Genomic DNA, 26,044 nt, shown 5'->3' with positions numbered 1-26,044 from the left:
AACTGAAAGCGAACACAACGGGGTGTTTGCTCTACATATAAGTGAGCAACGGTGCTACAAAAAATAAAAATTCCTTATTTTTTTGTAGTACTTTTTTTATCAGCAAATCTGGAGTAAAGTAATGAAGCAATTTATGCTGGCTGGTGTTTCCAGCGGTGTCGGAAAGACAACAGTTACCCTAGGGATTTTGAAAGCTCTGGCAGACAGAGGTTATCAGGTCCAGCCTTATAAGGTAGGACCTGATTATATTGATACAGCTTATCATAGTCGGATTACCAAGCGGCCTTCACGGAATGTGGACAGCTTTATGATACCGGACAATCAGAGTCTGGCTTGGTCCTACTACAAATGGCATGGAGATGCAGATGTGGCAGTAGTCGAAGGAGTCATGGGGCTCTTTGATGGTCTGGGAACGGACAAAGACTGTGCGTCTTCTGCTTCTGTTGCTAAAAAGTTGGGCATTCCGGTTGTCTTGATTATTGATGGTAAGGCAACATCCACCTCGGCGGCAGCCATGGTCCATGGCTTTGCGACTTTTGATCCGGACTTGGATATTGCTGGGGTCATTATCAATCGGGTGGCTTCACAGAACCATTATGAACTCATCAAGGGCGCCATTGAGCGTTATACTGATGTAGAAGTGCTGGGCTATCTCCCTAAAAATGCGACAGCAGAGCTGCCATCGCGCCATCTGGGTCTAATCCCTGACGTAGAAATGGAAGATCTGGACCGTCGATTTGAGGAGTTGGGAGCGGCAGCAGCCAAGCATATAAATCTAGACAGGCTGCTGAAAAAGGCAGAACTGCCCGATAAGCGGATGACAAACCCTTTTCATATCCATAATGATCAGCCCTTGACTTTGGCTTATGCTTTGGATGATGCTTTCCACTTTTACTACGAAGATAATCTAGACTTTCTAAGAGACCTCAATGTCCAGCTAGTGCCTTTCAGCCCTCTGAAAGATAAGGAACTGCCAGCTGCAGATGCTTATTATTTTGGCGGCGGTTTTCCAGAAGTCTACGCTCAGGAGCTGATGGTAAATGCTGACTTTCGGGCTTCGGTTAAGAAAGCTCACGAGCAGGGCCGGCCAATCTACGCAGAATGCGGCGGCCTCATGTATCTGGGAGAGCTGCTGGAAGTAGAGGGTCAGGTCTATGAAATGGTCGGTATTTTCAAGGGCAAGAGCCTGATGACCCCCGGCCTGAAAAGCTTTGGCTACTGCCAAGCAGAAACGCAGGTAGACAGTCTTTTTGGTCCTAAAGGTACAGAGGTCAGGGGACATGAGTTTCACCATTCAGTCTTTGAGACGGAGGAAGATACGGTCCTCAAGCTAGAGAAGGCCAGAGACGGTCAGGTCGTAGCTGCCTGGACAGGCGGTTATCAAAAGGGCCGGACCTTTGCCAGCTACTTGCATGTTCATTTTTATCAGGACGAGCAGCTGCTAGCCAACTGGCTGAACTATATCAAAGAGGCGAACTGATATGACACTCATTGCAATTTTTTTGGCCGTCTTGCTGGACTGGCTGATTGGCGACCCCTATAGCTGGCCTCATCCAGTCAAGTGGATGGGTTCCTATATTTATCTATGCATGCGCTTGCAGGAGAAAAGGCAGTTTTCGCCCTATCTATTTGGCTTTTTCCTCTGGTTAACAACAGTTGGACTGGCGCTGGGAGTCAGCTACGGGTTGCTTTGGTTGGCTGGTCTGGTTCATCCTGTCCTCTACTGGATCGTCTGGATCTATCTGGCCTATGCCAGTCTGGCGGCTAAAAGTCTGGCTTTTGAGGCCCAAAAGGTTTACCATAGGCTCAAGTTTGGCACTTTGGAAGAAGCTAGAAAGCAAGTTGGTATGATTGTCGGCCGTGAAACTTCCCAGCTGACACCAGAGGAAATCAGCAAGGCGACGATTGAGACGGTGGCTGAAAATACCAGTGACGGGGTTATCGGACCTCTGCTCTGCCTCTTTTTAGGCGGCCCCATTCTAGCTATGACATATAAGGCCATCAACACCTTGGACTCTATGGTGGGCTATAAGACGGAGAAATACCGCAAAATCGGTCTCATATCTGCCAAGATGGATGATCTGGCCAATCTGATTCCTGCGCGTTTGACTTGGCTTTTCTTGATTCTCAGCAGTCAGATTTTACTGCTGGATGTCAAAGGAGCCCTGCGGATTGGCTGGCGGGATCGCTACCAGCATGCTAGTCCCAACAGTGCTTTTTCAGAGGCAGTTGTGGCTGGGGCTTTGGGGATTCAGCTGGGCGGACCGCATGTCTATCACGGAGAGCTGATTGAGAAGCCGACTATTGGAGAGGCTTCCAGATCGGTTGAGGCAGATGATATTCAGACGGCTATCTCTCTGCTTTATACAAGTACCATGACAGGTTTAATCTTGTTCACTCTTTTTTATTTAGTAAAGCAAGCATATTTATAGGAGTATACTATGACATATATCCAAAATCCTTCCTCTATCGAGGAAAAGAGCTTTCAAATTATTCAGTCTATGATTACTGAAAAAGATCCTGATTATGTCTTCCATTCGGAAATGGAAGAATCCATTATCAAGAGGGCTATCCATACGACGGGAGATTTCGATTATCTCTACACCATGCGCTTTGAGCATGATGTCCTTAAAAAAATAGAAGAAGTAATCAGAGCTGAGGGGACTATCCTGCTAGACTCCAATATCTCTCTCAATGGGATTAACAAGCGCGTACTTGACCAGCTGGGTGTGAGCTATCGTTGTTTGATAAGCGATGAAGAAGTGGTTGCGCTGGCCAAGGAAAAGCAGATTACCAGAGCTATGGCAGCAGTTGAGATAGCAGCTAAGATTGAAGGTCCTAAAGTATTTGCCTTCGGTGGTGCTCCTACGGCTTTATCTTATCTGATTGAGCTAGCAGAGCAGGGATTGGTAGAAGTTGATGCAGTGATTGGGGTTCCAGTCGGCTTTATCAATGTCGAAGAGTCAAAAGAAGAACTGCTTCAGTCAGGTCTTCCGGCCCTTGTCAATCTCGGCAGAAAAGGCGGCAGCACGATTGTAGTAGCCATTATCAATGCCATTATCTACCAGCTGAGAGAAGTGGTGACGGATGACTATGTCCGCTACTCTACACCATCCAGTAAAGAAGGAGGAAAGAACTAGATGTCCTATCTAAAAGCAGCGCACAAGATTGAAGAAGCTAGTTTCAGCAAGATTCAGGAAATTATTGACCAAGAGCATCCAGATATTCATTTTTCGGATCCTTTTGAAGAGGCAGTGCTCAAGCGGGTTGTCTTTACCAGTGCAGACTTTGACTACCTCTACAATATCAAGTTTTCCAATCAGGTTATTGAGAAAATCCTCTACGTCCTCCGAAACAAGGGTACCATTTTTACGGATACAACCATGGTCTTGGGCGGTTTTAATAAGAAATTGCTGGATGACCTAGGTGTTTCCTACCGTTGTCTGGTCAATGAGCCGGCAGTCTTTCAGGAAGCTAAGGAAAAGGGAATTACTCGCTCCATGGCTGCTGTAGAATATGCAGCTAAAGTGGACGGTCCAAAACTTTTTGTCTTTGGGAATGCTCCAACGTCCATCTTCAAGGTTTTGGATATGGTCGAAGAGGGAAGCTTGCAGCCGGATGCGGTTGTCGGGGTTCCAGTCGGCTTTGTCGGAGCGGCAGAATCCAAGTTCAAACTCCATGAAAGTTCTGTGCCTTCTGTTGCGGCATTGGGGCAAAAGGGCGGCAGTACCATCGCAGCAGCTGTGGTCAATGCCATTCTCTACCAGCTCAAGCTAGGCACTACGGACTATGAGCGTTACAGTGTTTCAGATAAAAAGCAGGCTCCGGAGAAAGGAGAGGGCTAATGATGGATGAATACGCTTATGTCAATGGAAAGAAATTAAGAAAAGGTTTTACAACTGGTACTTGTGCGACGGCAGCGACTGTTGCAGCCTTGAGCATGATCTTAAATCAGGAAAGAGAAGAAAAGGTCACTGTGCATACGGCTTCAGGCGTGGAAGTGACCATGGATGTTCACAATCCTTCCTTTGGACCAGAAGAAGCGACAGCGGCCATTGAAAAAGATGGCGGTGATGATGCGGATGCGACACACGGTCTCTTGATTTATTCGACCGTGACCCTTTTACCAGATCAGACGGAAATCGAGATTGACGGAGGTCAGGGCGTCGGGCGCGTGACCGAGAAGGGGCTGGCTTGCGATGTCGGCATGGCAGCTATCAATCCAACTCCTAGACGGATGATTGAGCAGCATGTCCGTGAGATTATCGGTCCCAACTGTGGAGCACGGGTTATCATTTCCGTTCCTGGCGGCGAAGAAACGGCCAAGCTGACCTACAATTCCAGACTAGGTATTGTAGGTGGCATTTCAATTTTGGGAACGACAGGGATTGTCAATCCAATGTCCGAGGACAGCTGGAAAGCGTCCATCACGATTGAACTGACCATGCTCTATAATCAAGGACATCGCTCAGTCGTCTTGGTACCGGGGAATTATGGTGAAGATTTTGCGACCAACAGCATTGGGATTCCAGCTGGGCGCATCGTCAATATGAGTAACTTTGTCGGACATGTCCTCAAAGAAGTGCAGCGCATCGGCTTTACCAAGGTTTTGATGATCGGTCACATGGGCAAGTTTGTCAAAGTAGCTGCTGGGATTTTCTCTACCCACAGCAAGGACTCGGATGCCCGTATGGAAACGCTGGTGGCTAATCTGGCCCTGATGGGGGCGCCTATTGAGCTGCTGGAAAAGGTGGATAAGTGCTTGACGACCGAGGCAGCTGGGACAGCCATTAAAGAATTTTCTTATGAGGGTGTCTATCAGGTCTTGGCGGATAAGATCAAGGCTAGAAGTGAGCGTCTGCTCCGCTATCGTAAGCCAGAAGTCAGTATTGAGGTGGTCGTCTTTGGGACTGAGGAAGGCTATTTGGCATCAACCCAGCCTTTAGAGCAGATAAAGGAGGAATGGACATGATTTATGTTATCGGAATTGGTCCGGGAGATCCGAGCTATGGTCTTCTGGGACAGGAAGCCTATTTTGAAAAGGCTGACCGCATTTTGGGAAGTGAACGCCATCTGGAAATTTTACCGCCGGCTTATAAGGATAAGGGCCTAGTCCCTCCTAAAAAATTAGCTGCGCTGGCAGAATTGCTGGAGAGCTTTGGTGAGGATGAGGAAATTTTATATCTGGCCTCAGGCGACCCGCTAATTTACGGTTTGGGCAAATGGCTGTCAGAGAAGTTCAAGGGGCGCGTGGTCATCTCGCCGGGAATCAGTGCCATGCAGTATCTGGCCAGTAGGATTGCTCTGCCGATGAACGATGCTTATCTGACGAGTAGCCATGCTAAGGTGCCTAACTTTGACTTGATTATGAGTCTGTCAAAAGTCTTTATGGTGACCGATCAGAAAGTTGGCCCCTACGAGATTGCTCAAGAGGCTGTTAAAAGAGGCTTGGATAAGGTAATAGTTATCGGCGAGCAGCTGAGTTATGAAGATGAGCGCATTACTATTCTGCCTGCGAGTGAGGTAGAAGACAGAGAATATGAAATGAATGTGGTGGTAGTATTAGATGAGGGATTCGGAATTTATCAGGGCTAAAGTCCCTATGACTAAGGAAGAAGTCAGAGCCATCAGTTTGGATAAGTTGGAGCTGCATCGAGCTAAGCGCATGCTGGATGTCGGATCTGGAACTGGCAGTGTCACGATTCAGGCAGCTCGAACCTATCCAGAACTGGAAGTGGTAGCAGTGGAGCGCAATGAAGACGCGGTGGCCTTGACTCAGGAGAATATCCAGCACTTTGGCTGCCACAATGTCCGTCTCCATCAAGGCCTGGCTCCGATTGAGCTGGAAGGTAGTTTTGATGCCATTTTTGTTGGAGGAACTGGAGGCAATATGCAGGAGATTTTTGACTGGTGTGCCCAGCTCATGGAGCCGGGCGGTCGGCTGGTCTTGAACTTTATCCTGCTGGAGAATGCTCTGGAAGCAGCTCAAATAGCGGAGCAGATGGACTGGGAGGATCTAGAGATTGTATCAGTTCAGGCTAGTCGCTGGACAGGTATAGGCAAGGGGCACTATTTCAAGCCTCAGAATCCGACTATTATCGTTTCCTGTAAGAAAAAAGAAAGAGAGGCTAATTGATGTCCAAAGTACATTTTGTTGGAGCAGGCCCAGGTGATGTGGAGCTGATTACGCTAAAAGGTTACAAGCAGCTGTCTGAGGCTGATGTGGTCATTTACGCGGGATCCTTGGTCAATCCAGACCTGCTGAACTACTGTAAAGAAGGGGCTGAGATTCACGACAGCGCTAGCATGCACTTGATGGAAATCATCGATGTCATGGAGGCTGGAGTCAAGGCTGGTAAAGATGTAGTTCGCCTGCAGACGGGAGATTTCTCCATTTATGGCTCCATTCGAGAGCAGATCGAAGAGATGAAGAAGCGCGACATAGAGTTTGACTGTACGCCGGGCGTCAGTTCTTTTCTGGGAGCTGCTTCCAGTATCGGGGCAGAGTATACCGTGCCAGAGGTTTCTCAAAGCCTCATCATCACTCGGATGGCTGGCCGGACGCCTGTGCCAGATCGGGAATCCCTGAAAAGCTATGCTCAGCATCGGACCTCTATGGCCATCTTCCTGTCCGTTCAAGGCATTGAAAAGGTTGTCAGCGAGCTAATCGAGGGTGGCTATCCTCCAGAAACGCCTGTAGCAGTCATTTACAAGGCGACTTGGCCGGATGAAAAGAAGGTCTTTGGCGATTTGACTAACATTGCTGAGAAAGTCAAGGAAGCTAAGATTAGAAAGACAGCTTTGATTTTGGTCGGTGACTTTTTAGGTCAGGAATTCTACTATTCCAAGCTCTACCATGCAGATTTTCAGCATGAGTTCAGACGGGGGAAGAGCAGCCATGCCAAGTAATTCTCAACCTCGCTACGCAATTGCAACAGTGACAGCGGTCGGCAAGGACTTGGCTCTGACCCTGCGAGAAAAGTTGGGCAAGGAAATTCCTATCTATACGACGCCTCGCTTGGCAGATGACAGGGTCATTGCCATCGAAGGACGTGTGATTGAGGCGCTTGGTCAGCTCTTTCAGGAAGTGGATGTCCTCATTTGTATCATGGCTATCGGGGCAGTTGTGCGAGCTATTGCTCCGGTCTTGAAAGACAAAGCGACTGACCCAGCAGTGGTTGTCATGGATGAGAAAGCGACCAATGTCATCAGCCTGCTGAGCGGACATCTAGGCGGAGCCAATCAAGTGACGCTAGACATCGCAGAATTGCTCGGTTCCAATCCTGTTATCACGACAGCGACAGATGTGCAGAATGTAACAGCTCTGGACAATCTGGCCCAATCAGTCAATGGCTGGCGACCGGAATTGAGAGAGTTCATCAAACCTTTCAACAGCTATCTAGGCAGCGGCCGAAAAGTCTATTTCTATCAGGAAAAGGATTGGGTTACCGATCTTCGCGGTCTGACTCTGGTGGATGAGGAAGAACTTGCGGCTGTTCTCAAGGGAACAGACCCGCTGATTCTGCTGACTACAGAAAAAAAGGACATTCAAAGAGACAATCTGGCTCTCATCTATCCTCAACCCTATATCTTAGGAGTTGGAGCGAGAAAGGATGTGTCTCCTGCTGTCTTCCGAGAGGGCTTTGAGGAATTTTGTCAGCAGCAGGGCATTTCTGCCAGTGAGATTTCCAAAATCGTCAGCATTGATGTCAAGAAGGACGAAGCAGCTATTTTGGCCTTGGCTGAGGAATTGGGCTGTCCCTTTGAGACCTTTAGCAAGGAGGAGCTGTCTGTCGTAGCAGACCGCTATCCTCAGTCAGAATTTGTCAAAAAGACAGTCGGAGTCGGCAGTGTCGCCTTGGCCAGCGCAGATTTGGCCAGTCAGGGTCAAGTCCTGACAGAGCGCTTTGCCAAGAACGGCTGTACCTATGCGCTTGCAAAAGCAATAACCAAAAAGTAAATCAAAAAGAGCAGACGGTCTTATGAACCAACTGCCCTTATAAAATTTTATCATACCCATAAAGGAGAAAAAATATATGCTATACGTTATCGGATTAGGCCCAGGTAAAGAAGAATTGATGTCACAAGAAGCATTGGCTGCTATAGCCGATTGTGAAATTATCGTCGGCTACTCGACTTATATGCGGTTGATTCTTGATTTGGTCAAGGACAAGGAGCTCGTAGCGAATGGTATGCGTCAGGAAATCGACCGTTGTCAAAAGGCTATTGATTTGGCTAGAGAGACTGGCAAAAATGTCGGAGTTGTTTCCAGTGGAGATGCCGGAGTCTATGGAATGGCTGGCTTGATTTTAGAATTGCTGGGAGATGCCAATGATGTAGAAGTTAAGGTTGTTCCAGGTATTACAGCTAGTCTGGGTGCCGCTGCTGCTATGGGAGCTCCTCTTATGAATGACTTCTGTCATATCAGTCTGAGTGACTTGATGACTCCTTGGGAAATGATTGAGAAGCGTCTACATGCCGCAGCTCAAGGTGACTTTGTAGTCTGCCTCTATAACCCTCGGAGTAAAGGACGTCCAGACCATCTGACAAAAGCACTTTCTATCATGTCTGAGTACAAATCAGAGGATACGATTGTCGGTATCGGTAAGGACATTGGCCGTAAGGATGAGGAAATCATCTTGACGACTATCAAAGACTTGGATGAAACTTTGGTAGATATGACGACAATCGTTATCGTTGGTAACAAAGAAACTTATGTTAAAAACGGACGCATGATCACACCTCGAGGATATACTTTATGATGAAATTACTGCTGGGAGGGACATCTGACAGCACCGCTATTTTAGAAGTGCTTGACCGCTTGAAGATTGATGTGACCAGTTCTGTTGTCACAGACTACGGCCGGCACTTGGCTTCCAAATTCGGCCAGCCGGTCATTCAGGGCCGGCTGACAGCCGAGGACATGGTTGCCTTTATCAAAGAGAATGATGTGGATGAAATCATTGATGCAACCCATCCTTTTGCGGACATTGTGTCCAAGGAAGCCATTCGGGCGGCAGAGATGGCTGGTGTATCTTACCTGCGCTTTGAGCGTCAGGCGACCTTGGATTTGAGCGGAGCCATCGTGGTGCATTCGACCCAAGAAGCGATTGATGAGATTGCCAAGCGCGGCTACAAGACTGTTTATCTAGGAACAGGCAGCAAGACCCTGCCGCTCTTTGTCAATGGGCTGCCAGAGCAGCGGATTGTTGTTCGCGTTCTGCCGACTTCGGAAGTGCTTCTGGCTTGTGAGCAGCTGGGACTGGTAGCGGATCAGATTGATGCGATTAAGGCTCCATTTTCCAAAGAGTGCAATAAAGAGCTCTTGCTGCGCTCGGGAGCAGATGTCTTTGTTTCCAAGGAGAGCGGTACCGTCGGTGGTATTCGTGAAAAGATTGATGGCTGTCAAGAGCTGGGGATGGACTGCATTATCATCTCTCGGCCAATTGTGGCCTATCCACAGATGGTTTCTAACTTAGAAGAATTAGAGGCTTATCTGACAAAATAGCTAATAAAAGGAGAAAAAATGTCCGGTTTAGTAACATTACTGGGAGCAGGTCCAGGCGATGCGGAGTTGTTGACCCTCAAAGGCAAGAGACGGCTTCAAGAAGCAGATGTCTTGGTCTTTGACCGCTTGGTCAATCAGGAGCTCTTTCGGCATCTAAAGTCTGACTGCGAAAAGATAGATGTCGGTAAAAAGCCAGGCCAGCCCTGCATCCGACAGGAAGAGATTGAAAAGATTCTTATCGAAAAAGCCCGTCAGGGCAAGCGGGTAGTCCGCCTCAAGAGCGGTGATCCCTATATCTTTGGTCGAGGCGGAGAAGAAGGAGTCAAGCTGGTGGAAGCTGGCGTGGACTTTGAAGTGGTGCCAGGTATCACCTCTGCTGTGGCTGGTCTGACCTATGCAGGGATTCCTATGACTTATCGGGATGTAGCGACTAGCTTTCATGTTTTTACAGCCCATCTCAAGGATGAGACAGAGATGCTCAATTGGGAAGCAATTTCTGAGCTCAAAGGAACCCTGCTCTTCCTCATGGGCATGAAAAATCTGCCTACCATTGTCCAAGAGCTAACGGCTAGAGGCTATGGCAAGGACAAGCCAGCCGCCATCGTTGAATGGGGAACCCATCCTCAGCAGCGCTCGGTGGACGGAACCTTGGGTAACATAGTAGAACTAGCAGAAGCTGAGGACTTTAAGGCACCGAGTGTCATCGTAGTAGGTGATGTCGTAGCCTATAGACAGCAGCTGAATTTCCATGAGAATCTGCCGCTTTTCGGTCGGAAAACCCTTATCCAACAGTCAGAGACTGGCAGACTTCCTCGCTTGCTCAAGGATGCTGGAGCTGCGCTGACCACTTTCCCAGCTCGAGATTTGGTTGAAGAGTTAGAATTGCCTCTGCCGGATTTGGAGCAGGTAGATGGCCTCCTCTTTGCAGATATGCAGAGCTGGCCGCTCTTCTTGAAAGCCCTACGCAAGGCAGGCAAAGATTTGCGCAGTCTGCCGCACATCCGCTTTGCAGCTATTGGTCATCATACGGCTAAATCTATCGAAGCGAGCGGGATTGTGCTGGATCGGATGACGCCTCAGCAGTCGGATGCGGATTTTGCAGCTACTCTTGAAAAAGAAGGCGGCAACTGGTATATTCTGACAGCTGAGCATAAGAAAGCCAGTCTGGCAGAACTCTATTCGCTGCCGATTATTGCTAGTCACAGACTGGCCTTTGACAGTCAGATTAGCAGTGACAATTGGTCAGAGATTGAAGTTGTCTGTCTTCCGAACTCTGCTGCGGCCATGAACTTTGTCGCAGCCAGTCAAGAAGCTGGATATGACTGGAAGGATGTTCCAATCGTTGTCATGGGTGCCAGCACGCGGGCTGTTTTAGAAGAAGCAGGCTTTAGCAAGATTGTTGAGACAGATGAAGCGACCATTGCTTCCATCATTGACAAATGTCGGGAAATTCTCTGAAAGGATACAGGTCATGAGTAAAGCTATAGTAGTAGTCAGTTTCGGAACGACCTATCCCGAGACCAGACGAAAAACAATCGAGGCTTGCGAGCAGGCCATTCAGGAACATTTTCCAGACTATCCGGTCCACCGAGCTTTTACCTCCAATGTCGTTAGACGGCGGATTAAGAAGCAGGAAGGTCTAGATATTCCTACGGTCAAAGAGGTTTTGGAGCAGCTCTTGGAAGCGGGTACTGAAGAGGTCTATATCCAGCCTCTCCATGTCATTTTGGGCAGCGAGTATGAGAAGATTCTTGCCCAAGCCAAAGAGTTTGAATCAGCTTTTAAAAAGCTGGTCGTTGCCAAGCCTCTGCTCAACAGCCAGGAAGACTATGAGGCTGTCAAGGATATTCTGCTGGAACGGTATGGCCAGGGGCAAGATGCAGCAACAGTTTTGATGGGCCACGGCAGCCAGCATTATGCTTTTACAGCTTATGCAGCCTTGGATCATATGCTGAAGGGAAGCTCAGTCTATGTCGGTTGTGTAGAGAGCTATCCTCCAGTTGAGCTGATTGAGCAGGAACTGAAGAAAGAGGGCGTCCGAGAAGTGCATCTGGCACCTTTCATGCTGGTAGCGGGCGACCATGCGACCAATGATATGAGCTCAGATGAGGAAGGTTCTTGGTATCACTTCTTCAAGGAGAAGGGATATGAGGTCAAGGCCCATCTGGTCGGCCTGGGCGAATACCCTGAGGTTCAGCAGCTCTACATCCAGCATTTAGAAGAAATCATCGAATAGGAGGAAGGAATGGCGAAATTTTACGGAATTGGTGTGGGACCGGGTGATAGCGAGCTAGTAACTGTCAAGGCCAGTCGGCTTTTGGAAGACTTAGATATTCTCTATACACCAGAGGCTAAGAAGGGAAGCAAGAGCTTTGCATTAGGCATTGCGGAGCCCTATCTGAAAGAGCATCTGGAAATCAAGCAGCGGCATTTCCCTATGGTCCGTTCCAATTCGACCAAAGAAGTCCAGTGGCAGGCCATCTCTGCTGAAATCGCAGAGGATGTCAAGTCTGGCAAGAATGTCGGCTTTGTCACATTGGGAGACCCCATGGTCTACAGCACTTACAGCTATCTGCTGGCTCTGTTGGAAAAGGAAATCGACTGTCAGACCATCCCTGGCATTACCTCTTTTTGCAGCATGGCTTCTGAGCTAGGTCAGCCCCTGACCATGGATGAGGAGTCTCTGGCGGTCATGCCGGCTACGGCTTCTGCTGAGAAGATTGAGGCGGCGCTTGAGCTACATGACTCGATTGTGATCATGAAGGTAGCCAATCACCTGGATACAGTCCTGCCTCTGCTTGAAAAGATCGGTCTCTTGCAGCAGACTTTTATGGTTAGCAACTCTTCGACGGATAAGCAGCAGACTCTGCTGGGCCTTGAAGGAATCACATTAGAAACCAAGCTGCCTTATTTTACTACCTTCCTCGTGAAAAAGAAGATTTTTTAAAATCAGAGTCTATGTTCAAGGATGAAGATTCATTCTTGTGAGCTCAGGCTCTTAGAAAAGGAAAAAAACATGAAACTATTAAAAAATAAAAAAGTAACTTTTGTTGCCCTGCTGGCTATTTTGGCGGTACTGAGTACCCAGTCTGTGTCAGCTATGCATATCATGGAAGGCTATCTTCCGCTCTTTTGGTGTATCTTCTGGTTCGCCGTATTCCTGCCTTTCTTTGTAGTCGGCTTGATGCGCATCAAGAAAATTGTTGCAGAGGATCCAAATTCCAAGACTATGCTGGCCTTGTCCGGTGCCTTTATCTTTATCCTGTCTTCTTTGAAGATTCCGTCTGTTACAGGATCTAGTTCGCATCCGACCGGGGTTGGTCTGGGGACAGCTATGTTTGGCCCATCCGTTATCAGCGTTTTGGGAACCATTTGCTTGCTCTTCCAAGCCCTTCTCTTGGCTCACGGCGGCTTGACAACTCTGGGTGCCAATGCATTCTCAATGGCAGTGGTTGGTCCATTTGTTGGTTATTTCGTTTACAAGTTTGCTAAATCCATCAAGCTTTCTACACCGGTTTCAATCTTTATCTGTGCTGTGATTGCGGACTTGGCGACTTATGCGACAACTTCTATCCAGCTCGGTTTGGTCTTCCCTGATGCTAACAGTGGCTTTGTTGGTTCTGCACTGAAATTCATGGGTGTCTTCTTGACTACTCAAATCCCAATCGCTATCGTAGAAGGATTGCTGACAGTTGTCCTCTATAACTTAATCTCAGAAAATGTCAAAGAAAGAGCAGGTCTGTTCAAATGAAAAAATACAAGAATATCATCTTAATCTTGGCTGCAGTAGCAGTCACTCTAGCTGCCTTTATCTTTGCACCTAAGGGTGTGGAATACAGTGGAACAGATGACGCTGCTGAAAAAACCATTAGCTCTATCCAAAAGGACTATGAGCCTTGGTTTTCACCAATTTTTGAGCCAGCAGGTCCGGAAGTAGAAAGTCTGCTCTTCACCCTGCAAGGCAGTATCGGAGCGGGTATCATCTTCTATGTCATTGGCTACCACAAAGGGAAAAAGCAAGGCCAACAAAAGGAAAACTCTGAACATAAATAAAAGCCTTCAACAGTATGAGAGAGCTCTGGTTCTTGATAGCGATTCAGCTTGTTTGGGACTGGAGCTGCTCTGTACTGGGGGCATGGTAAAAACAAAGCTAGAAAGGAGACCTCCACTTGTTTGCGATTGATAAATACGCCTATCAAAATCGGCTGAAAAATCTGCCGGTTGCTTATAAATTTGTCATCTATCTGCTCTTGTTAGCTGCCAGCTTTTCTGGTGTCAGGAGTCTGCAGCTAGGACTTATCGTCTTGGTGGCGCCTCTGACTTGCTATGTGGCTCGGCTTCCGTGGCTGCGCTATCTGAAGTGGTATCTGCATGCCAGTATCTTTATCCTGATTAGTCTCTTGACCTTTGTCTTGACCTATCAGAACAGTCAGGAGCAGCTCTTGCTGGCCTTGCCTTTAGGTCAGGGCTATCTGGGCATTAGCCAATCTTCTGTTCAGCAGACCATTTTTATCCTCTTGCGCATCTATTCATCTTTGGTTTCGACTTATTTCTTTGTCCTGACGGTGCCTTTTGCTCAGATGCTGCGGCTTTTTAAAGCCATGCATGTGCCACGGGTACTGCTAGACTTGATTGTCCTCATGTATCGCTTTATTTTCCTGGTCTTCTATGAGTTTGTGACCATTCGGGATACCTTGGACTTGAAATTCTCCTTTTACAATAAAAGGAAGCAACACCAAGCTTGGGGCAGATTAGCCAATACTCTTTTTGTTAAATTGCTAGATGATAATCAGCATTTAAATGAAGTACTGACGCTAAGATTTGATGCAGAGCACAGTGAATAATGAAAGCGCATTTACAATAAGACTGCTTTTATACTATAATGGAAAGTAGATAGGAAACATAGATGTTACAAGTAAAGAATATTTCTTTTTCGTATGACGAAAATCCAACGCTGCACGATATTTCTATGGACTTCGAAGAGGGCCGGATTACTGGCATTCTGGGAGTCAACGGTTCAGGTAAGTCTACCATCATGAAAATCATCACCCGACTGCTCCAACCGCAGAAGGGCAGTGTTTTATATGATGGTCAGCCTGTAGGCGACTCTAAGAAGGCCTTGTTCCAGTATCGGCAGCATGTCAATATGGTCTTTCAGAATCCAGAGCAGCAGCTCTTTTATACCATTGTGAAGGACGATATTGGCATGGCCTTGGAAAACTTAGGCTATGAAGAAGACGAGATAACCAGCAGAGTGGCGACGGCTTTAGAGATGATGGACATTTCTCATCTGCAGGACAGACCGCTGCAGTATCTGAGCTATGGCCAGAAAAAGCGGGTGGCTATTGCTGGCATGCTGGCCCTGCAGCCCAAGTATCTGCTGCTTGATGAGCCTACGGCAGGATTGGATCCCAAAGGGCGGGACCAGATGGCAGCGACCATGAAAAAGCTGGTCCAGGCTGGGACCAACATCATCGTATCCAGCCATGACATGGATCTGATGTATGACTGCTGTGACTATGCCTACCTGCTGCAGAAGGGGCATTTGATTGCGGAGGGCAGCAAGTTTGATTTCTTCCAGCAGGGAAATCTGCTAGTAGAGGCAGGCTTGGCTGTGCCTTGGATTGTCAAGCTTCATCAGACTATCCAGACGCCACTGGCAGAAAATGAAGCTGCTTTCTTTGAGCAGCTAGGAGGAAATGTAAAATGGTCAAATCATTGATGGTACAGGGAACTGCCTCAGATGCTGGGAAGAGCATTATTGCGGCAGGGCTCTGCCGGATTTTCAAGCAGGATGGCCTAGAAGTGGTGCCTTTTAAGTCGCAGAATATGGCACTTAATTCCTTTATCACCAAAAAAGGAGATGAAATGGGCCGGGCTCAGGTCGTTCAGGCTGAGGCAGCTGGCAAAGAGCCGGATGTCCGCATGAATCCAGTCCTGCTCAAACCGACCTCTGACCGCAAGTCCCAGGTCGTCTTTTTAGGTCGGGTACTGCGGGATATGGATGCTGTCGAATACCATGAATACAAGCAGCAGCTCCTGCCTAAGATTAAGGAGGTCTATGAGGAGCTGGGCGCTGAGAATGATATTATCATTATTGAGGGAGCAGGCAGTCCAGCTGAAATCAATCTCAATGACCGAGACATTGTCAATATGGGCATGGCCAAGCTGGTTGATGCGCCAGTGATTTTAGTGGCGGATATTGATAAGGGAGGCGTCTTCGCCTCTATCTACGGAACGATTGAGCTCATGCCATCTGAGGATCGCAAGCGAATCAAGGGTGTTATTATCAATAAATTCCGTGGCGATGTGGCCCTGCTGCAGTCCGGTATTGATATGATTGAGGAGCTGACCCAGGTGCCGGTTATCGGAGTCGTGCCTTATGCCCAGCTGGATATTGACAGCGAAGACAGTGTGGCATTGGTGCAGAAGAGCCGGCGCTTTGATAGCAGAAAGAGTCTGGATATCGCAGTTGTCAGCCTCAAGCGCCTGTCCAACTTTACGGATTTTCACAGTCTGGAAATCCAGCCGGATGTTTCTGTCCGCTATGTCCAGCCTGGTGATGCGATTGGTCGACCGGACCTCTTGATTCTGCCGGGCAGTAAAAACACCATTGAAGACATGAACTATCTGCGCGACTCTGGTCTTGAAGCCGAGATTCTCGAGTGTCTGGAGCAGGGCGTGCGAATCTTTGGAATCTGCGGTGGCTATCAGCTGCTGGGGCAGAAGATTAGCGATCCGCTGCACCTTGAGTCCGATTTAGAAGAGACTAGAGGTCTGGGAATTTTAGAGACAGAGACGGTGCTTCAGCCGGTCAAGAGGACGACGCAGGTCAGAGCCCTGCATGAGGGGCAAGAACTAGAAGGCTACGAGATTCACATGGGGGAAACCCAGCTGGCGGATAGCCTTGAGCCATTTTCCATCATCAAGGAACAAAATGGTGAGGCGACCGAGCGTCTGGATGGAGCAGTGGGTTATGGCGGTCAGGTGCAAGGAACCTACCTTCATGGGGTCTTTGACAATCTAGAATGGACTCGCCAGTACCTGAATGAACTTCGTCTGGCTAAGGGCTTAGAACCGCTAGAGGACCAGCTTGTCAGTATCAAAGACTTTAAAGACAGAGAGTATGATAAGTTGGCAGACGTCCTGCGCAAGTCTTTGGACATGGAGCAGATTTATCAAATCATCAACAGAGAAGAGAAATGAGAATTTATACGAAATACGGAGACAAGGGCTTTACACGGCTCTACGGTGGGGACCGAGTATCCAAGACCCATATTCGGGTCGAAGCTTATGGAACGATGGATGAGTTATGCTCTCATCTAGGCTATGTCGTATCTGAGATGCGCGACTATCCTATCTTGGATGACCTGCGTTTGGAATGCGAGGAAATCCAGCAGCACCTCTTTGACTGTGGCAGCGACTTGGCTACGCCGCGGGAGTTACGCCCCTACAAGCAAGAGCCAGCCAATGTCAGCTGGCTGGAGGAGCGGATGGACGAGTATATGCATATTCCTCCGAAAATCGACCGCTTTATCATCCCGGGCGGCCATCGGATTGCGAGTCTCCTGCATGTGGCCCGCACCATGACCAGACGCTTAGAGCGACGCATGGTAGCTGTTATAGAGGCAGAAGAAGCGGTCAATGAGATAGGCTTGATCTATATCAACCGTCTGTCGGATTACTTTTTTGTGCTGGCTCGATTGGTCAATGACCGCCTAGAGGAGCCAGATACAGTCTACAAACGCAGCGCGAAAATCTTTCGGGAAAAGAAATAGGAGAAGCTAGCATGTATCCAGTCATGATTAATATCAGAGAGAAGAAAGTCGTGGTAGTGGGAGGCGGCAAGGTCGCAGCGCGGAAGATTAAGACCCTGCTGGCTGAGCAGGCTGCTGTGACAGTGGTCAGTCCGACTCTGCATGCTGACATTCCGCAGGCGGAGGTCCAATGGCTAGCTAGACCCTACCAGACAGGTGATTTGGAAGGCGCGAAACTGGTCTTTGCCTGTACAGATCAGGCGGAGGTCAACCGCCAGATTATGGAGGATGCGGCACCCAGTCAGCTGGTAAACAATACGGGCGATAAGACCTTTTCTGACTTCTACAATGTAGCCATTGCGAGAAAGAAGGACGTATCTGTTATGATTTCGACCAACGGCCTCTCGCCCAGCCGTTCCAAGGAGATTCGCAAGAAGATAGAAGCAATTTTAGACCAACTTTAAAAGAAGGAAAGAAGCATGCACCTATTATATGTGGGTTTGACCCATCGGGAAACGCCGCTGACAATTTTGGAAAAAGCCCATTTTTCAGATCAGGAGGGGCTCAAAGCTCTGAAGCTCCTGAAAAGAGAAAAAAGTATCTTGGAAAATATCATCTTGTCCACCTGCAATCGGACCGAGCTCTATCTGGTGGTGGACCAGCTGCACACTGGCCGCTACTATTCCAAGCATTTTTTGGCGGACTGGTTTCAGATTCCTGTCAAGGAGCTAGAAGAATATTTAGTCTTTCGTGAGGGGGATGAGGCCTTGCGGCATCTGCTGCGGGTCTCTATCGGATTGGAATCCAAGATTGTCGGTGAAAGTCAGGTCTTGGGCCAGCTCAAGCAGGCTTTCCTGACAGCGCAAGATGCTGGTACGACTGGAATTGTCCTCAATCAGGCTTTCAAGCAGGCGCTGACCTTTGCCAAGCGCATGCATGATACTTATCGAATCAATGACCGGCCCATTTCTATCGGTCTGACCGCCATCCAAGAATTGGACCGAATGGGGCTGGATTACAGCACTAAAAAGGTAGCTCTTATCGGTCTGGGAGAGATTGGTCAGTTGGTGACTAAGTATGCTCTGCAGCGGCCATTCGAATCAGTCATGCTGCTCAATCGGACAGTCAGCAAGGCCCAGCCTTTTCTGACAGAGGACAGGGTATCTGCCCATGGCTGGGATGAGTTGGAGGCAGTGCTGGCGGATGCGGATGTGGTCTTTTCAGCTGTTAAAACGGAAGAATATATTATCTTTCCCTCCATGCTTAAGGCGGATGCGGTCGTGTTTGACCTCTGTCTGCCTCGTTCCTGCCATCCAGGCTCATCTCTGAAGCTCTATAATATCGAAAATCTGACCAATCAACTGGAGCAATACAAAGCGGAACGGCAGGAGATTGCCGGTCGGATTGCTTTGGAGATTGATGAGGAGCTGGTCAAGTTTGCTGACTGGCGTCAGCAACTGGGCATTATTCCTCTGATTCAGGAAATCAGGGATAAGGCTTTGGAAGCTCAAGCTTCGGCCATGGAAAGCCTTAATCGTAAGTTTCCGGATTTGACCGAGCGGGAGCAAAAGCAGATTTCCAAGCACATGAAGAGTATCATCAACCAAGTCTTGAAGGAGCCAATCTTGCAGCTCAAAGAGCTGTCAGTCGGAGAGCATTCAGACTATGACATTGCCTTGATTGCCAAGATATTTGGCTTGCACAGAGAAAGGGGAAAAGATGAAGGTCATTAAGGTAGGAACCCGCAAGAGTAAGCTGGCCATGACCCAGACCCAACAGTTAGTAGACCAGCTCAAGGCGCTCCATCCAGAGCGGGATTTTGTCCTCGTTCCCTATACCACAAAAGGAGATCGCTTGACCCACGTCAGCCTCCAGGAAATTGGCGGCAAGGGAGTCTTTGTCAAGGAAATTGAGCGGGCTCTCTTGGCTGGTGAGATTGATATGGCAGTCCATAGTCTCAAGGATATGCCGGCTAAACTAGCTGAGGGCTGTGCACTCGGTGCGATTAGTCAGCGAGAAGATGTCCGGGATTGCTTGATTTTCCGTCAAGCTGGCCAGACGCTGGCTGACCTGCCTAAGGGCGCTCTTATAGGAACCAGCAGCATTCGCCGACAGGTTCAGCTGCAGGCTCAGAGACCGGATTTGGCTTTCAAGCCACTTCGGGGCAACATTGATACACGCATCAAGAAGCTGGAAGAAGGCGAGTACGACGCGATTGTCTTGGCTATGGCTGGACTTAAACGCTTGGGCTGGCTGGACCAAAGCCATCTTCACATGCAGCCTTTAGAGACCAGTCTTTGTCTGCCAGCTATTTCTCAGGGCGCTTTGGCAGTGGAATGCCGGGAAGAGGATGAGGAACTGCGGCAATTGTTGGCAACTGTTCAGGATGAGAAGACAGCTGCTGAAGTGGCAGTTGAACGGGCAGTTTTGGCTCAGATGAATGCAGACTGCACCTTCCCTATCGCTGCTTTTGCCCAGAAAAACGGTCAAAACTATCTACTAGAGGCCATGTTGGCCAAGGAGGACGGCCAATGTGTCTTTGTCAGCCTGCAGGGGCAGGATGGCCAGCAATTGGCAGAGCAGGCTGTGCGCCAGTTAGCCGATAAGGGAGCAGTAGGAATGCCATGGTTAAAAAAATAATCTTTACCAGAGAGCAGGCGCCAGACTCTACTTGGCTAGAAAAGATCAGACGGGCTGGGTTTGAGACGCATCATGTCCCTCTCATTCGCTGTCAGTCTTTACCTTTGCCTGAAGCTGTCCAAGCAGTTCTTCCAGAAGCCGACTGGGTCTTTTTTACCAGTGCTGTCGCAGTAGAGGCTTTCAGTCCCTATCTGAAAGCGGACTACCAGATTGCGACCATTGGGCCGCAGACCAGTCAGGCGCTGGACAAGCTAGGCCGAGCCTGTGATTTTCAGGCCAGCAGCCACTATGGTCTTGACTTTATTCAAGAGTGGCTGGATTTGGCTCTGCCGACGCAGAAGATCTTGCTGCCCCAGAGTAGCTTGTCCAATCCCAGTTTGGCTGAGAAATTAAAAGAAGCAGGTCATGATGTCTGGGCTTGGCCTATGTACGAAACGACCTCAAACCCTGTTGGTCAGGCTCAGCTCGAGACCTATCTGTCCCAGGAGGATGTGATTTGGACCTTTGCCAGTCCATCGGCTTGGCAGAGTTTTTGTGCTATTAAGCCCTATCTAGCATCCAGCCATCAGATTGCAGTGATTGGTCAGACAACGGCTCAGGCGGTTAAGGAGTCTGGCTATGGGGTAGACTACCAGCCCCAGAGTCCTTCTGTTGAGGAAATGGTCAAGGAAATAATCAAGAAAGAAGAGAAGAAGCATGGAATTTTATAGACATCGCAGACTGAGGAGAAGCAGCGGTCTGCGGCAGCTGGTTCGAGAAACCAAGCTGTCTGTGGATGATTTTATCCAACCCTTGTTTGTCAAGGAAGGCTTGACTGAAAAGGAAGAAGTAGCCTCCATGCCGGGAGTTTATCAGTTCTCCCTCGAGGATTTGCTGCCAGAAGTTCAGGAATGTGTGGACTTGGGCATTCGGGCTTTTATCGTCTTTGGCATTCCGTCAGAAAAGGACGAAATAGGCAGTCAGGCTTCAGCTGAAAATGGCATTGTGCAGGAAGCTATCTGTCTGATCAAGAAGCATTTCCGTGAGACAGTCGTCATTGCAGACACCTGTCTCTGTGAGTTTACCAGTCACGGCCATTGCGGTATTTTGCGAGGGGAAGAAGTGGACAATGATCTGTCTCTGACTAGACTGACAGAAGTCGCTGTCAGCCAAGCCAGGGCTGGAGCAGATGTCATTGCGCCTTCCAATGCCATGGACGGTTTTGTGGCGGCTATCCGTCAGGGGCTTGATGCGGCTGGCTTTGAAGACATTCCCATCATGTCCTATGCGATTAAGTTTGCCTCTAGCTTTTATGGACCTTTCCGAGATGCAGGTGAGAGTGCTCCGGCCTTTGGCGATCGCAAGACCTATCAGATGGATCCAGCCAATCGCTTGGAGGCTTTGAGAGAAGCCAAGAGTGATGAGGAGCAGGGAGCAGATTTTCTCATGGTTAAGCCAGCTCTGGCCTTTCTGGATATCCTCAGAGAGCTGCGGCAGGAAACCCGGCTGCCTCTGGTGACCTATAATGTCAGTGGAGAATACGCTATGGTCAAGGCAGCAGCTCAGCAGGGCTGGATCAATGAAAAAGCCATAGTTATGGAAACCTTGACCAGTATGAAGCGGGCTGGTGCAGACTTGATTATCACTTATTTTGCCAAGGATGCAGCTGGCTATCTGAAAGAAGGATAGAGACTGCGGAAAATCAGCAGTTTTCTAGATAAGGAGGACGAACTTGAAGAGAGAACATTCCAACCAATATTTTGCAGAGGCTCAAAAGCTCTTTCCAGGCGGGGTTAATAGTCCTGTCCGGGCTTTTAAGGCTGTGGGTGGCCACCCGCTTTTTATCGAAAAAGCAAGCGGAGCCTATCTGCATGATGTCGATGGCAACCGCTATATTGACTACGTCCTGTCTTGGGGACCTATGATTTTGGGGCATGCTCCTAAGGATGTGTTACCAGCAGTTGAGGAAGCTATTTGGGAGGGAACCAGCTTTGGTGCTCCTAGTCCCAGAGAGATTGCCCTTGGCCAGCTGGTGCAGGAGCGCCTGCCTTTCATGGAAAGAATGCGGATGGTCAATTCGGGAACGGAAGCGACCATGAGCGCCATTCGGGTAGCGCGTGGGGTGACCAAGCGCTCTAAAATTGTCAAATTTATCGGCTGCTATCACGGCCACAGCGATTCCTTTTTGGTTCAGGCTGGTTCAGGCTTGGCCAGCTTTGGGATTGCTGATTCTGCCGGAGTCATCGCTCAGGTAGCTGGGGAAACTCTGGCCTTGCCATACAATGACAAAGATGCTCTCAAGGCTTGCTTTGAAAAGTACGGAGATGACATTGCCTGTGTCATTTTAGAAGCAGTTGCTGGCAATATGGGCTTGATTCCAGCGGATGCGGACTTTATCAGTACTATTCGCTCCCTCACTCAGGAATACGGCTCTCTCTTCATCGTGGATGAGGTTATGAGTGGTTTCCGAGCTCATTATCAGGGGGCAGTTGGCCTCTATCAGACAGAGCCGGATCTGGTCTGCTTGGGCAAGGTTATCGGTGGCGGCTTCCCAGTCGCAGCCTTTGGCGGCAAGGCCATCTATATGGATCAGGTAGCGCCTCTAGGCAGTATCTATCAGGCTGGTACCTTGTCGGGCAATCCAGTCGCCATGACGGCTGGTTATGAAACCCTGAAACAGCTGACACCTGAACTCTTTGCTGAGATTGAAGAGAAAACAAGCTACCTCTGTGATGGCTTACGAAATCTTGCTGACAAGTACAGTATTGATCTGCAAGTCGTATCAAAAGGTACCATGTTTGGCTTCTTCTTCAGCCAGAAGCTGGTCCGCAATTTTGAGGATTCTAAGGCGGCTGACCATGCTCAGTTTGCGCGACTGCACGGTCTCTTGCTGGAGCAGGGCATTTATCTAGCGCCATCTCAGTATGAAACCAACTTTATGTCCAGTGCCCATACTAGAGCGGATCTAGACCAGACCTTGGCGGCCTTTGAGCGGGCATTTCAAGCAATGAAAGAAGAAGCAAATGGCTAAGATTGTGTTAGTGACAGGCGGTGCCAGAAGCGGTAAGTCGGCTTTTGCGGAGGATCAGTTAGCTGACCGAGAGGAAGTCTGCTATATTGCGACCGGCCTGCCCCGAGGAGAAGATCCAGAATGGCAGGAGCGGATTCGGCTGCACCAAGAACGCCGGCCGGCTTCCTGGACGACTCAAGAGCAGTATGCAGGGCTGGCCGACTGGCTGCAAGAGCAGTCGCATCCAGTTTACCTGCTGGACTGTGCCACCCTTCTGACCAGCAATCGCCTCTTTGATTTGATTGCTCAGCATTTTCCAGACAAGCTGGAGCTGACCGAGGAACACTTTCTCAGTCGGCAGGAGCAGTCTTTCCTGCTGCAGCTCTTGGAAGAAGAATGGCAAGAGCTTTTATCTACAATCCGTCAGACTGATGCTGAGTGCTGGATTGTAACGGACGAGGTTGGTCTGGGCATTGTCCCAGAGACCAGACTAGGACGCTTCTTCCGTGATGTGCAGGGCAAGATCAACCAACTGATTGCAAAGGAGGCGAGTGAGGCTTATCTAGTCATCTGCGGCCTCGCTCAGCAGTTGAAATGATAAAGGCATTGATTATCTATACCCAATTTTTTAGCCGGATTGTGATTCCAAAGGCAGTGGATATCTCCTACTTGCGACGGGGACTTCCTTTTCTGACCCTCTTTGGCCTCTTGCTGGGTTTGATTTCAGGTGGATTTTATTTCCTGACGAGCCTAGTTCTGCCTGGAATGGTCGCTTGGGTTCTGACCCTTGCTTTCGATGTTCTGCTGACAGGTGGTTTTCACTTGGACGCCTTGGCGGATACGGCAGACGGTCTCTTCTCCTCCCGTAAGAAAGAGCGGATGCTAGAGATTATGAAGGACAGCCGGATTGGCAGCAATGGCGTTCTGGCGCTCATTCTCTACTATGCTCTGATGCTGGTTCTCTACTCTTATCTGCCAGAGCCTCGCTGGTTTATCGTGGCTAGTCTGTCCATGATTGGCAAGGCCGGTCTGAGCCTACAGCTTTACCGGATGACCTATGCCAGAGAAGGCGGTGGCTCAGGAAATTTCTTCAGTGGCAGCAAGACTAGTCATATCCTGCTTGCCCAGCTTTTGCCTTTGCTCTTATCTCTGCTGGTTTTCAGCTGGAGAGGCCTTCTGGCTTACGGCTTGGTAGTTCTAGGGGCAATCGGCTATCGTCGGTTCGTTTATAATAAAATTGACGGCCACACAGGCGATACGCTAGGAGCCTATGTCGAAATTGCCCAGCTCCTCTATCTCTTAGGATTGGTGGTATTAGGATGAAAAGATGGTATCTGATGCGGCATGGTCAGACAGACTACAACCGCAGACGCTGTTTCTACGGCAGCCATGATGTCTCTATCAACCAGCAAGGCCAAAAAGATGCCAAGCAGCTGCACCTTCTGATGCAGGAGCACCCAGTTGATGTGATTTACACCAGTTGTCTCAAGAGGACGCAGGAAACAGCCCAGCTGGCTTTTCCAGACAGGCAAGTACAGGCCATAGCCGACTTTGACGAGCGGGGCTTCGGGCGATGGGAAGGCTTGACAGCAGATGAGATTCAGGCAGCCTTTCCAGAAGTCTGGCAGGCCTGGCTGGAGGCCCCCTTTGAGGTCACGCCTCCTGAGGCAGAAGTGTTCGCTGATTTTCAGACCAGAGTCTGGGCAGCAACGGACCGCCTGCTAGATAGTGCTGATGAGTCAATCGCTCTAGTGGCTCATTTGGGCGTCCTTCGCTTGATTTACCAGTATTTGGTTGACCCAGAGGCTGTTTTTTGGAACATTGATGTCCCCCAAGGACGAGTGCTGCTCTTGGAAGAGCAGGACCAGACTTGGCAGGCTACTTTACTCTAAGGATTTATTATTTAAAAACAAACAACAGGATTTATCTTGGGAAAGAGGTGACCAGATGAATACACAGATTCAGGATAAATTTACTTTTAAAAATGGTCAGACCATGCGCAATCGCGTTGTATTGGCTCCTATGACTATCTGCGCTAGTGAGCCGGGTGGCTATGTATCTCAGGCAGATATTGATTTTTTTGCCCGCCGGTCTAGGTCGGTTGGTATGGTCATTACTGGCAGTACCTATGTCCATCCTCTGGGAAAGTCCTTTGCGGAGAGCTTCAGCGGCGCCGAGGACGATAAGATAGAGGGGCTTAGCCGTCTGGCTAAGGCCATCAAGGACCAAGGGGCTTTAGCTATTGTGCAGCTTTATCATGGTGGTCGTATGGTTCTGCCTGATTTGATTGACGGTCAGCCAGTAGCACCCAGTGCTGTCAAGGCTCCGCGCGATTATCTGGCAGAGCCGAGGGCGCTCAAGAACGCTGAAGTGGAGCAGGTGATAGAGGACTTTCTGTCAGCTATCAGACGAGCCATTCAGGCTGGCTTTGACGGAGTCGAGCTTCATGGAGCCAATACCTATCTGATCCAGCAGTTTGTCTCTCCTCATTCAAATGTCCGTCAGGACAAGTGGGGCGGCAGCCTTAACAACCGCCTGCGCTTTCCAAAGACCTTGCTGAAAAGAGCTAAGCAACTAGTCAAAGAAGAGGCCGACCGCCCCTTCCTGATTGGCTACCGCTTTTCTCCAGAAGAGATTGAAGAGCCAGGTATCCAGCTTTATGACACCCTGCAGTTGCTGGAGCAGCTCATCTATCATCAAGTGGACTATCTACATATTTCGACCTCTGATGTCTGGCGCTCGTCTATCAGAGATTCTCAGGACTCAGAGCCAGTGATTCAGAAAATTATCAAAAAAATTAATGGTAGAGTACCCCTTATTGGTGTCGGTCAGATAAAGACCAAGCAGGATGCCCAGCTAGTATTGGATGCGGGGATTCCGCTCTTTGCCCTCGGCAAGGCCCTGCTCCTAGACCCAGACTGGGCTGAAAAGGTTGTCTCCGGCCGAGAGGAAGAAGTCATCCGAACTTATCGCGATGAGTTGCAGGCTGATTTGGCTCTTCCAACTGCCTTTGTCGAAGATGCCCGAAGCTATCTGGAAGGAAAAGATTAAGACATACCAGCCAGAAGGAGGACAAATAATGAGCAATCATTTGTTTTTCACTCGTCTGCTCTCTCATCTTCAGGACATAGAACCACCTTAGACAGAGAG

The 26,044-nt window shown here is 49.0% G+C and carries 30 protein-coding genes; all 30 read left to right on the top strand.

Features of this window, described 5'->3' with window-relative positions:
* Positions 1 to 121: 121 nt before the first annotated feature.
* Positions 122 to 1,480 (top strand): cobyrinic acid a,c-diamide synthase CobB, encoded by a 1,359-nt coding sequence (locus D8877_RS01805; RefSeq protein WP_125352239.1) that lies wholly within the window; start codon positions 122 to 124, stop codon positions 1,478 to 1,480.
* A gap of 1 nt (position 1,481) precedes the next feature.
* Positions 1,482 to 2,432 carry an adenosylcobinamide-phosphate synthase CbiB gene (gene cbiB, locus D8877_RS01800; protein WP_125352236.1) on the top strand — a complete coding sequence of 317 codons (951 nt, stop codon included), beginning with the start codon at positions 1,482 to 1,484 and terminating at the stop codon, positions 2,430 to 2,432.
* Positions 2,433 to 2,441: 9 nt separating this feature from the next.
* Positions 2,442 to 3,140, top strand: a complete 699-nt coding sequence (locus D8877_RS01795) for a cobalt-precorrin-8 methylmutase (protein WP_125352234.1) — start codon at positions 2,442 to 2,444, stop codon at positions 3,138 to 3,140.
* Positions 3,141 to 3,845, top strand: coding sequence for a cobalt-precorrin-8 methylmutase (locus tag D8877_RS01790; RefSeq protein ID WP_125352232.1), 705 nt, complete (start codon positions 3,141 to 3,143; stop codon positions 3,843 to 3,845). It begins immediately after the preceding gene.
* The gene (cbiD, locus tag D8877_RS01785) at positions 3,845 to 4,972 is read left to right on the top strand and encodes a cobalt-precorrin-5B (C(1))-methyltransferase CbiD (protein ID WP_125352230.1); all 1,128 of its coding nucleotides are present in this window, start codon (positions 3,845 to 3,847) and stop codon (positions 4,970 to 4,972) included. The genes D8877_RS01790 and cbiD overlap by 1 nt, the downstream gene beginning before the upstream one ends.
* Positions 4,963 to 5,595 carry a cobalt-precorrin-7 (C(5))-methyltransferase gene (locus D8877_RS01780; protein ID WP_125352228.1) on the top strand — a complete coding sequence of 211 codons (633 nt, stop codon included), beginning with the start codon at positions 4,963 to 4,965 and terminating at the stop codon, positions 5,593 to 5,595. Before cbiD ends, D8877_RS01780 begins: the two co-directional genes overlap by 10 nt.
* Positions 5,567 to 6,136 (top strand): decarboxylating cobalt-precorrin-6B (C(15))-methyltransferase, encoded by a 570-nt coding sequence (locus D8877_RS01775; protein WP_004188187.1) that lies wholly within the window; start codon positions 5,567 to 5,569, stop codon positions 6,134 to 6,136. Before D8877_RS01780 ends, D8877_RS01775 begins: the two co-directional genes overlap by 29 nt.
* Positions 6,136 to 6,909 (top strand): cobalt-precorrin-4 methyltransferase, encoded by a 774-nt coding sequence (locus tag D8877_RS01770; protein ID WP_002896463.1) that lies wholly within the window; start codon positions 6,136 to 6,138, stop codon positions 6,907 to 6,909. The genes D8877_RS01775 and D8877_RS01770 overlap by 1 nt, the downstream gene beginning before the upstream one ends.
* Positions 6,899 to 7,960, top strand: coding sequence for a cobalt-precorrin 5A hydrolase (gene cbiG / locus D8877_RS01765; protein ID WP_185760140.1), 1,062 nt, complete (start codon positions 6,899 to 6,901; stop codon positions 7,958 to 7,960). The genes D8877_RS01770 and cbiG overlap by 11 nt, the downstream gene beginning before the upstream one ends.
* 76 nt (positions 7,961 to 8,036) lie before the next feature.
* Positions 8,037 to 8,762 carry a precorrin-3B C(17)-methyltransferase gene (cobJ, locus tag D8877_RS01760; protein ID WP_125352225.1) on the top strand — a complete coding sequence of 242 codons (726 nt, stop codon included), beginning with the start codon at positions 8,037 to 8,039 and terminating at the stop codon, positions 8,760 to 8,762.
* Entirely contained in the window at positions 8,759 to 9,508 is a 750-nt protein-coding gene (gene cobK / locus D8877_RS01755) for a precorrin-6A reductase (RefSeq protein ID WP_002925783.1), read from the top strand. The genes cobJ and cobK overlap by 4 nt, the downstream gene beginning before the upstream one ends.
* Positions 9,509 to 9,526: 18 nt before the next feature.
* Positions 9,527 to 10,966 (top strand): uroporphyrinogen-III C-methyltransferase, encoded by a 1,440-nt coding sequence (gene cobA / locus D8877_RS01750; RefSeq protein WP_002925781.1) that lies wholly within the window; start codon positions 9,527 to 9,529, stop codon positions 10,964 to 10,966.
* A gap of 13 nt (positions 10,967 to 10,979) precedes the next feature.
* The gene (locus D8877_RS01745) at positions 10,980 to 11,744 is read left to right on the top strand and encodes a sirohydrochlorin cobaltochelatase (RefSeq protein WP_125352223.1); all 765 of its coding nucleotides are present in this window, start codon (positions 10,980 to 10,982) and stop codon (positions 11,742 to 11,744) included.
* A gap of 9 nt (positions 11,745 to 11,753) precedes the next feature.
* Positions 11,754 to 12,455, top strand: coding sequence for a cobalt-factor II C(20)-methyltransferase (locus D8877_RS01740; protein WP_125340424.1), 702 nt, complete (start codon positions 11,754 to 11,756; stop codon positions 12,453 to 12,455).
* Positions 12,456 to 12,524: 69 nt separating this feature from the next.
* Positions 12,525 to 13,259 (top strand): energy-coupling factor ABC transporter permease, encoded by a 735-nt coding sequence (locus tag D8877_RS01735; protein ID WP_002901131.1) that lies wholly within the window; start codon positions 12,525 to 12,527, stop codon positions 13,257 to 13,259.
* Entirely contained in the window at positions 13,256 to 13,561 is a 306-nt protein-coding gene (locus D8877_RS01730) for an energy-coupling factor ABC transporter substrate-binding protein (protein ID WP_002896451.1), read from the top strand. Before D8877_RS01735 ends, D8877_RS01730 begins: the two co-directional genes overlap by 4 nt.
* Positions 13,562 to 13,677: 116 nt before the next feature.
* On the top strand, positions 13,678 to 14,352 hold the full coding sequence (locus D8877_RS01725) for a CbiQ family ECF transporter T component (protein WP_002932250.1): 675 nt from the start codon (positions 13,678 to 13,680) through the stop codon (positions 14,350 to 14,352).
* A gap of 62 nt (positions 14,353 to 14,414) precedes the next feature.
* Entirely contained in the window at positions 14,415 to 15,230 is an 816-nt protein-coding gene (locus tag D8877_RS01720; protein WP_002896446.1) for an energy-coupling factor ABC transporter ATP-binding protein, read from the top strand.
* Positions 15,215 to 16,714: a cobyric acid synthase gene (locus D8877_RS01715; RefSeq protein WP_125352221.1), complete on the top strand. Its 1,500-nt coding sequence runs from the start codon at positions 15,215 to 15,217 to the stop codon at positions 16,712 to 16,714. The genes D8877_RS01720 and D8877_RS01715 overlap by 16 nt, the downstream gene beginning before the upstream one ends.
* Positions 16,711 to 17,286 (top strand): cob(I)yrinic acid a,c-diamide adenosyltransferase, encoded by a 576-nt coding sequence (locus D8877_RS01710; protein ID WP_002898252.1) that lies wholly within the window; start codon positions 16,711 to 16,713, stop codon positions 17,284 to 17,286. The genes D8877_RS01715 and D8877_RS01710 overlap by 4 nt, the downstream gene beginning before the upstream one ends.
* An 11-nt stretch (positions 17,287 to 17,297) precedes the next feature.
* Positions 17,298 to 17,729: a precorrin-2 dehydrogenase/sirohydrochlorin ferrochelatase family protein gene (locus D8877_RS01705; protein WP_002903866.1), complete on the top strand. Its 432-nt coding sequence runs from the start codon at positions 17,298 to 17,300 to the stop codon at positions 17,727 to 17,729.
* Between the two features lie 15 nt (positions 17,730 to 17,744).
* Positions 17,745 to 18,998 (top strand): glutamyl-tRNA reductase, encoded by a 1,254-nt coding sequence (gene hemA / locus D8877_RS01700; RefSeq protein ID WP_125340426.1) that lies wholly within the window; start codon positions 17,745 to 17,747, stop codon positions 18,996 to 18,998.
* Positions 18,985 to 19,905: a hydroxymethylbilane synthase gene (gene hemC, locus D8877_RS01695; protein WP_125340427.1), complete on the top strand. Its 921-nt coding sequence runs from the start codon at positions 18,985 to 18,987 to the stop codon at positions 19,903 to 19,905. The genes hemA and hemC overlap by 14 nt, the downstream gene beginning before the upstream one ends.
* The gene (locus D8877_RS01690; RefSeq protein ID WP_125340428.1) at positions 19,890 to 20,615 is read left to right on the top strand and encodes a uroporphyrinogen-III synthase; all 726 of its coding nucleotides are present in this window, start codon (positions 19,890 to 19,892) and stop codon (positions 20,613 to 20,615) included. Before hemC ends, D8877_RS01690 begins: the two co-directional genes overlap by 16 nt.
* Positions 20,602 to 21,573, top strand: coding sequence for a porphobilinogen synthase (gene hemB / locus D8877_RS01685; protein ID WP_125340429.1), 972 nt, complete (start codon positions 20,602 to 20,604; stop codon positions 21,571 to 21,573). Before D8877_RS01690 ends, hemB begins: the two co-directional genes overlap by 14 nt.
* Before the next feature lie 43 nt (positions 21,574 to 21,616).
* A complete protein-coding gene (hemL, locus tag D8877_RS01680; protein ID WP_125340430.1) occupies positions 21,617 to 22,915 on the top strand; it encodes a glutamate-1-semialdehyde 2,1-aminomutase in 1,299 nt (432 codons plus the stop codon).
* On the top strand, positions 22,908 to 23,492 hold the full coding sequence (cobU, locus tag D8877_RS01675) for a bifunctional adenosylcobinamide kinase/adenosylcobinamide-phosphate guanylyltransferase (protein ID WP_125340431.1): 585 nt from the start codon (positions 22,908 to 22,910) through the stop codon (positions 23,490 to 23,492). Before hemL ends, cobU begins: the two co-directional genes overlap by 8 nt.
* Positions 23,489 to 24,217 carry an adenosylcobinamide-GDP ribazoletransferase gene (gene cobS, locus D8877_RS01670; RefSeq protein WP_125340432.1) on the top strand — a complete coding sequence of 243 codons (729 nt, stop codon included), beginning with the start codon at positions 23,489 to 23,491 and terminating at the stop codon, positions 24,215 to 24,217. The genes cobU and cobS overlap by 4 nt, the downstream gene beginning before the upstream one ends.
* Positions 24,214 to 24,786 (top strand): histidine phosphatase family protein, encoded by a 573-nt coding sequence (locus D8877_RS01665; RefSeq protein WP_125340433.1) that lies wholly within the window; start codon positions 24,214 to 24,216, stop codon positions 24,784 to 24,786. The genes cobS and D8877_RS01665 overlap by 4 nt, the downstream gene beginning before the upstream one ends.
* Before the next feature lie 55 nt (positions 24,787 to 24,841).
* The gene (locus D8877_RS01660) at positions 24,842 to 25,945 is read left to right on the top strand and encodes an NADH-dependent flavin oxidoreductase (protein WP_125352219.1); all 1,104 of its coding nucleotides are present in this window, start codon (positions 24,842 to 24,844) and stop codon (positions 25,943 to 25,945) included.
* Positions 25,946 to 26,044: the final 99 nt, after the last annotated feature.

Origin of the sequence: Streptococcus sanguinis (genome assembly GCF_003943735.1) — a bacterium.
Taxonomy (GTDB): domain Bacteria; phylum Bacillota; class Bacilli; order Lactobacillales; family Streptococcaceae; genus Streptococcus; species Streptococcus sanguinis_E.
The sequence above is the reverse complement of the archived record's forward strand: the minus strand, read 5'-3'. Positions and strand labels throughout refer to the sequence as shown.